The sequence below is a fragment of the Sphingobium sp. genome, from assembly GCF_003248505.1.
In the GTDB taxonomy this organism is placed as follows: Bacteria; Pseudomonadota; Alphaproteobacteria; order Sphingomonadales; family Sphingomonadaceae; genus Sphingobium.
Genome location: NZ_QFOA01000124.1, coordinates 1 through 5,565 on the forward strand (window position 1 = coordinate 1; position 5,565 = coordinate 5,565).

Sequence of the window (5,565 nt, forward strand, 5' to 3'; positions counted from 1 at the left end):
TCTGCTCCCCTACAACTGGGTAGATAGTCGCGCCACCGCCAGCCCCGTCATCGATCAGGCCGCCTGAGCGCTCCCCTGTGGGAGTGTTTTAGCGCTTACCATCATCCACATGCACTTCGACAGAAGAGATCAGTCCTCTCAGGGCCTTGATGGCGTCCGAGCGGACTACTTCGTCGTTTAGTGCCTCCCGCAGCTTTCCAACCTTCTCCTCGTAGCGCTTTACGAGCATGGGATGCGGTATCACCGTGGATGCCTCAGACGGCTTGTAATTCAGGCGGTCTACCAGCCTTGCCTTCTCTGCCTCTCGATCGGCCAGCATTGCCATCAGTGTCGGGCTGACCACCCCTTGCAGGAAGTTTTGGGCAAGGTTCGTGATCTCGATCTCCAACGCTGCCAATCGGTCGCGCGCTTCGCTGTCAGCCTCATCACGCGATCGCGTCAGGCGGGCGACCTCACGATTAAACTCTTCTTTGAACAGTTTGACCAGGTCGGGTGTGAGGAGCCGAGACTGCAGCGCTCCGAGGACAGCGTCCTCAACGACATGAAGACGAACGCTGACGCCTTGGTCGCACGTGCCTCGATCCGCATAACGGACACAGCTGTAATAGTCCTTGCCGACAAGCGTATGTTTGCCACCGCATTTGCCACACCGGATTAGACCTGAAAGAAGGTGCCTTGCGCGGTGCTGCAACGCGCTTGACTTCTGGCCTTCCGGGACCTGTCGCTTCTTGTCCTCAGCCACTACGGCTTGCACAAGCGCCTCCTCGACGATGCGCAGATCAGGCATGTCTACCTCGATCCATTCTGACTTGTCGCGTAGCCGGTATCGGCGTTCACGACGGTCTGAATCCGGGTTCTTGCGCCATTCTCGGCGCCCCCACACAAGGCGCCCGCGGTATAGTGGATTATGGATGATGCCGACGAGCTTCTTCCGATCTCCCCTTATAGTGCTTGGACCCCACTCGCGCCCGCGCGGGGAGGGGATCTTGTCTCGATTGAGGCCGATCGCGATGTCATTGGGAGACTTGCCGTCAGCGAACTCACGGAAGATCCGGCGGACGATCTCTGCTTGCTCGGGATCGATCTCAAAGACCCCATTCACTTCCCGGCCCTTACTGTCGACCCCTTTAACCTTCCGATACCCATATGCCCTTCCACCCGCGAGCCTTCCAGCGAGAACAGCTGCCTTCAGGCCACGAAATGTCTTGGTCCTGAGATTTGAAAGGAACATAGATCCGATCAGACCGGCTACCGCCAGCTTGACCTCGTCGATCTCTCTCTCGGAATGCGTGAAGAGCTTCACCCTGTGGTAGGAGAGCTTCTTCCCAAGCCAACTTATGTCCTCTCCATCACGCGCGATGCGATCAAGAGCTTCGCATACCACGACATCGATAAGCCCATTCTCAACGTCGCGCAGCATGCGCATTAGGCCGGGACGGTCCCTGCGATATCCTGAAATCTCAGGATCAGTGTAGGTCTCGACAAGCTCGCCTCCGATTTGCTCTACTAGGATTCTACATGCGTCGACCTGATCCTGACTCGAAGCAGGATTCTGTTTGTCGGTGGAATGTCGGGCGTAGATCGCCGCTCGGAGCTTTCTCATCGCACCTGGACCCAGCGCGGAAGCATTACTGCTTTTTCCTCGGAAGGAAGGGGAGCACACTTGTGTTCAGTGGTTCGAAGATCGCGGCGGCGGTTTGGCCCTCTGCACTCTTCTCATGAATCGTTCGAATGGCATCTGCGTGCATTCGATCGATTTCAACGGGCTGAGCGAGAGACTGGTCGCGGGAAGCGTGGCCATGCGGACGCCGTCCAGTGATAGATGTCTCTAATGTTTTTTCCGCGATAGCTCGCCGTCCCCTCGCTCGCCTGTCTTGCCTAATCGCTCCGGTCACAAGCTCCTTGAGCCGGGGTGTGACCATCGGAGGGTTATCGGGTTCGCATGTGGCCAGCGTCACGCCTTTCGAGGCAAGCACTGTCTTGATATTTTCGACGGCGTGGTTTTGGCGAGAGAGCCTATCTAACGAGACACAGATGACGACACTGAACGTGCCATTGGCGGCGCCATCGATGAGCTGTTTGAGTGCGGGACCGGCGGGGAGGAAGCCAAGAGTGCCGTCAGCGAAGGTCTCAATCACGGCCAAGCCGCGTCGTGCGGCCTCGCTACGGCACTCCAGTATTTGGGCCTCCAAATCGCCCGTTCCTTTCTCGGTCGCCCGAGCATAAATAACCGCTGTTACTTCGCTCATCTCACGGTTCCTTCAGCGTCCTCGGCTCGCTGGGCAATGCTGCGAACATGTTCGGCGGCGGCCTGCCGTGCCAGAAGTCTCACGATTTCACGCAGGACCAGCTGATCAGGATCAGTCGTTTCGCTCGAAATTTGTTTACTGCCCTTCATGAAAGAGCTTATGGGTGCGCCACATGTCCGATGTGCAAGAAAGTAGCAGGAGAGTTTGGACGAATTGTCCGCTCGCCGCGATTCCTGTGGATCTGGGCGAGCGCATAGTAACCCAGCGCAAGGAGCGGAATTGGTCGCAAGCCAGGCTGGCTCAGCGCGCGGGGCTATCGCGGGCCGCCATCTACCGTGCTGAAGCATTAGCTGGCGCGGAAGAGGTCCGCGCCATTCGTGCGGACACTCTATACCGGATCGCACACGCGCTAGAGATTTCTATCCACTACCTCGTCCCAACTTGGCCGGAATGGGAACCCGTTAAGGGGCTCGGGTTCGGCGAGGCGATTAGAGAGAAGCGGAAGAAGGCTGGCGTAAGCATGGCCGATCTGGCCGCGAAGGTGGGTATTAGTGAAGCGTCTCTGTCACGCCATGAGCGAACTCTCGTCCGAAGCCCTAGGTTTGTGAAGAAGGCTGGCGGAGAAAGCGACGAGTTCCTCGCAAAGAACGATGATCTCGAGCAGGCGCTGGACGAAATTGGACGGGATCGGATGATCGCATCCCTTGGAACAGGTCCTGTCGACGCGCATTGATGTCTTACAGACACGCGCTGTAGATAGGAGAGCATCATGAGCGTCGAAGGAAAGATCAAAGAAGCTGCCGGCTACGTGAAGGAAGAGGCTTTCGAGCACAGCAAGACCCCGGAAGGCCAGAAGAAGGCCCAGGAAGGCCGGGACCTCCGCAACGAGGGTCGGATCGAGGATGGCAAGCCGCCCAAGACCGATAAGCCGGGCACTGGCGACAACTGATAGGTCGTAGAAACCGATACGAGCGCCGCCCCACGGGGCGGCGTTTTTGTATCTTCTGTCCATCCGAGAATGCGCTGACATGGATCAGTTACCCACGACCGACAGGGACTACGCTCTCACTGCTTTGTGGAGGATGAACCATGTCTGCATATGTAATCGTCGAGGTCAGGATGACCGATCCCGACGCACTTGAGGCTTTCAACGAATATGCCTCCAAGGCGACTGAGCTTCTGAAGGAATACGGTGCCACGGTGTTGGTGTTTGATCAGGCGCCTCGCGTGCTCGAAGGCGACTGGCAGCCCGCCGCGATTGTGGTTCAGCAGTATCCGGACATGGCTGCGGTGGAGCAGTTCTACTCCTCTGATGCCTATGGTCCGCTTCGTGCCTTGCGGGCGCGGTTCTCGGATAACAATGTCATCGCAGTAGGTGGAACTAGCGGTTAGGCTTGCCAGCCGACAGACCACTAGGGGCCTACTAACGCGATGAACTTGGATTCCACGATCGACGATTTCTCGAAGGGCGTTCTTGAACTTGATTTTCCGTGTGTGGAGATCAGGCAGAGTGTTTCGCAGGACGCGGATTTTGTCGGTCCAGGTTCCTTGTCGATGAGCGCCGAAGGCGAGTTGAATTTGAAGGTCCATGTTGCATTTGACGAACCGCAGACGATGATGGATCTCCTGAACGGCTCGATGAGCAGCGAAGCCGGAGCCCTTGTTCCAGAGGACGACTATCTCGAAGTGGTCGCCAAAGACGCAGTCGCCTCGGTGTGGGAATGTCCCAGGGTTCTATTTAGCCACTCCGTATCGTTCCCCACGTCGTCCGGCGTTTTTAATGCAAGGCCTAAGGTCATTCGGCGGACTGAGCAGACGCGGACCGCCACTCATAGGCTCCGGCTCTATTTCTTTGGTCAAGAGATGAGAGATTGGAAGGGCTTGCTAGGCGGGCCCTATACGGTGGCAACAACTGATTGGAGGGTGCAGCTGTCCATTGCCGAGGTCAGCCAAGGAAAGATCATGGTTGAAGCGACTTCGACCGCTGACTTCCCGGAGGCGTTCGAGCGTCGATTGATCGAAGGACTGCAGTTCGTGGTCGGTCAGCATCTTCATACTGCTATCGTCGACGAGGTCGTATCATCTACCCGCACACTTAGCCTCTTTAACCACGCCAGAGATGTGAGGCGCGTGCCCGCCTTTCCACCATTGGCGATAAACACATCCGAGCACACGGCAGAGCATTTGAAAATGCTGAGCTGTTTTCTAGCGTATCTTTCTGACCAGCCCGATGAGGGTATCTGGAGCCGCCCGTCGAGTTTCCTGTCGATGCTCCGACGCGCGAGCGAGAGCTCGATTGATGGGTGGCTTATTGGCATCTGCGTCGCTGTTGAAGGTCTTGCCGGATTGATCGAGCTAGCGCCGTCAACACTTTCCAGCGAGCTCATCAAGTTTCAATCCCATGTCGCGGACTGGGTGAAGGAAGAGAAGATTTCTGAGGATAATCGCAAACGCATTGAAGGGCTGATAGGCCAGTTGGGGGCGATACGGGCGCAGGACCGTATGATCAGCCTCGTAGCGACTGGTCATCTCATTCAGGATGACCTCGCAGTTTGGAAGAAGGTCCGGAACTCGGCGGTTCACACGAGGAAGTCCGGAGCCGATGATCTCAAGGCTGAGAAGCTCCAGGTTAGGATCGACCATCTCCACGATGTCTACCGGCTGCTCTACTCCATCATCTTCCACGTGATTGGCTATGCAGGAAAGTTTACAGACTATGCGCAACACCATTTCCCGGTGAGAGCCTACCCGTATTCAACACCGTCAGCGCCAACACCCGCATAATTCGTCATCGAAACGATTTAACCGGAACCGAACGCCGCTCACACCCTTTTGTCAGGAAATTCCAAGCCGACATCGGGGGAGCTTCAGTTGGAAGAGAATATCGGACGCGCTTCTGCGCGCTATTGGAACGTGAGCAGGATCCTCGCGACGACGGTAGCGATACTCGCGATAGCGGGGGTGGCGTTGCTCGTCGTGCGTATGAGCAGCTTCCTGTTGCTCGTGTTCGCCGCCGTCGTGCTGGCGGCGGTCTTCGACGCAATCACACGCGCGCTGTGTTCTGTCCTCCCGATCGGCAGAGGCCCTGCACTAGGCTTAGCTGTGGTCCTGCTTCTCGGCACCTTCTTCGGTGCGTTGTTCCTCTTCGGGGCCCAACTGACGAACGAGTTCGACACGATCCGTCAGAGCCTTCCGGGCGCAGTCGATAGCCTCAAGGTGCTGATTCCGAGGGAAGCCGCCCCCTCATTCCGAAATGATGCCGCCCCCCTGTTCCGAGAATTACTCGCCCCCTGATTCCGAGATGATGTCGCTCCCT

General features: G+C 57.2%; 8 protein-coding genes. 5 read left to right on the forward strand and 3 right to left on the reverse strand.

What is annotated here, in order from left to right:
* Window positions 1-88: 88 nt before the first annotated feature.
* The 3 genes from DI606_RS19235 to DI606_RS19245 are packed head-to-tail and all read right to left on the reverse strand — an operon-like array spanning window position 89 to window position 2,398.
* Window positions 89-1,603: a recombinase family protein gene (locus DI606_RS19235; RefSeq protein WP_293985533.1), complete on the reverse strand. Its 1,515-nt coding sequence runs from the start codon at window positions 1,601-1,603 to the stop codon at window positions 89-91.
* 25 nt (window positions 1,604-1,628) lie between these two features.
* On the reverse strand, window positions 1,629-2,249 hold the full coding sequence (locus tag DI606_RS19240; RefSeq protein ID WP_293985535.1) for a recombinase family protein: 621 nt from the start codon (window positions 2,247-2,249) through the stop codon (window positions 1,629-1,631).
* On the reverse strand, window positions 2,246-2,398 hold the full coding sequence (locus tag DI606_RS19245; protein ID WP_293985537.1) for a hypothetical protein: 153 nt from the start codon (window positions 2,396-2,398) through the stop codon (window positions 2,246-2,248). Before DI606_RS19245 ends, DI606_RS19240 begins: the two co-directional genes overlap by 4 nt.
* A 23-nt stretch (window positions 2,399-2,421) precedes the next feature.
* Here DI606_RS19245 and DI606_RS19250 point away from each other — a divergent pair, with 23 nt between their 5' ends.
* The 5 genes from DI606_RS19250 (at window position 2,422) to DI606_RS19270 (ending at window position 5,543) form a co-directional block, all read left to right on the forward strand.
* A complete protein-coding gene (locus tag DI606_RS19250) occupies window positions 2,422-2,982 on the forward strand; it encodes a helix-turn-helix domain-containing protein (protein ID WP_293985539.1) in 561 nt (186 codons plus the stop codon).
* A 36-nt stretch (window positions 2,983-3,018) separates the two neighbouring features.
* Entirely contained in the window at window positions 3,019-3,198 is a 180-nt protein-coding gene (locus DI606_RS19255; RefSeq protein ID WP_125999947.1) for a hypothetical protein, read from the forward strand.
* 140 nt (window positions 3,199-3,338) lie between these two features.
* Window positions 3,339-3,641: a DUF1330 domain-containing protein gene (locus tag DI606_RS19260; protein WP_293985540.1), complete on the forward strand. Its 303-nt coding sequence runs from the start codon at window positions 3,339-3,341 to the stop codon at window positions 3,639-3,641.
* 39 nt (window positions 3,642-3,680) lie between these two features.
* Window positions 3,681-5,033, forward strand: a complete 1,353-nt coding sequence (locus DI606_RS19265; protein WP_293985541.1) for a hypothetical protein — start codon at window positions 3,681-3,683, stop codon at window positions 5,031-5,033.
* 87 nt (window positions 5,034-5,120) lie between these two features.
* Window positions 5,121-5,543 carry a hypothetical protein gene (locus tag DI606_RS19270; RefSeq protein ID WP_293985542.1) on the forward strand — a complete coding sequence of 141 codons (423 nt, stop codon included), beginning with the start codon at window positions 5,121-5,123 and terminating at the stop codon, window positions 5,541-5,543.
* Window positions 5,544-5,565 lie beyond the last annotated feature (22 nt).

Bases quoted from the DNA above. Each gene is read 5' to 3' on its own strand.
- DI606_RS19245 (WP_293985537.1), bottom strand. From the start codon at position 2,398: ATGAAGGGCAGTAAACAAATTTCGAGCGAAACGACTGATCCTGATCAG.
- DI606_RS19255 (WP_125999947.1), top strand. From the start codon at position 3,019: ATGAGCGTCGAAGGAAAGATCAAAGAAGCTGCCGGCTACGTGAAGGAA.
- DI606_RS19250 (WP_293985539.1), top strand. From the start codon at position 2,422: ATGTCCGATGTGCAAGAAAGTAGCAGGAGAGTTTGGACGAATTGTCCG.
- DI606_RS19240 (WP_293985535.1), bottom strand. From the start codon at position 2,249: ATGAGCGAAGTAACAGCGGTTATTTATGCTCGGGCGACCGAGAAAGGA.
- DI606_RS19235 (WP_293985533.1), bottom strand. From the start codon at position 1,603: ATGAGAAAGCTCCGAGCGGCGATCTACGCCCGACATTCCACCGACAAA.
- DI606_RS19265 (WP_293985541.1), top strand. From the start codon at position 3,681: ATGAACTTGGATTCCACGATCGACGATTTCTCGAAGGGCGTTCTTGAA.
- DI606_RS19260 (WP_293985540.1), top strand. From the start codon at position 3,339: ATGTCTGCATATGTAATCGTCGAGGTCAGGATGACCGATCCCGACGCA.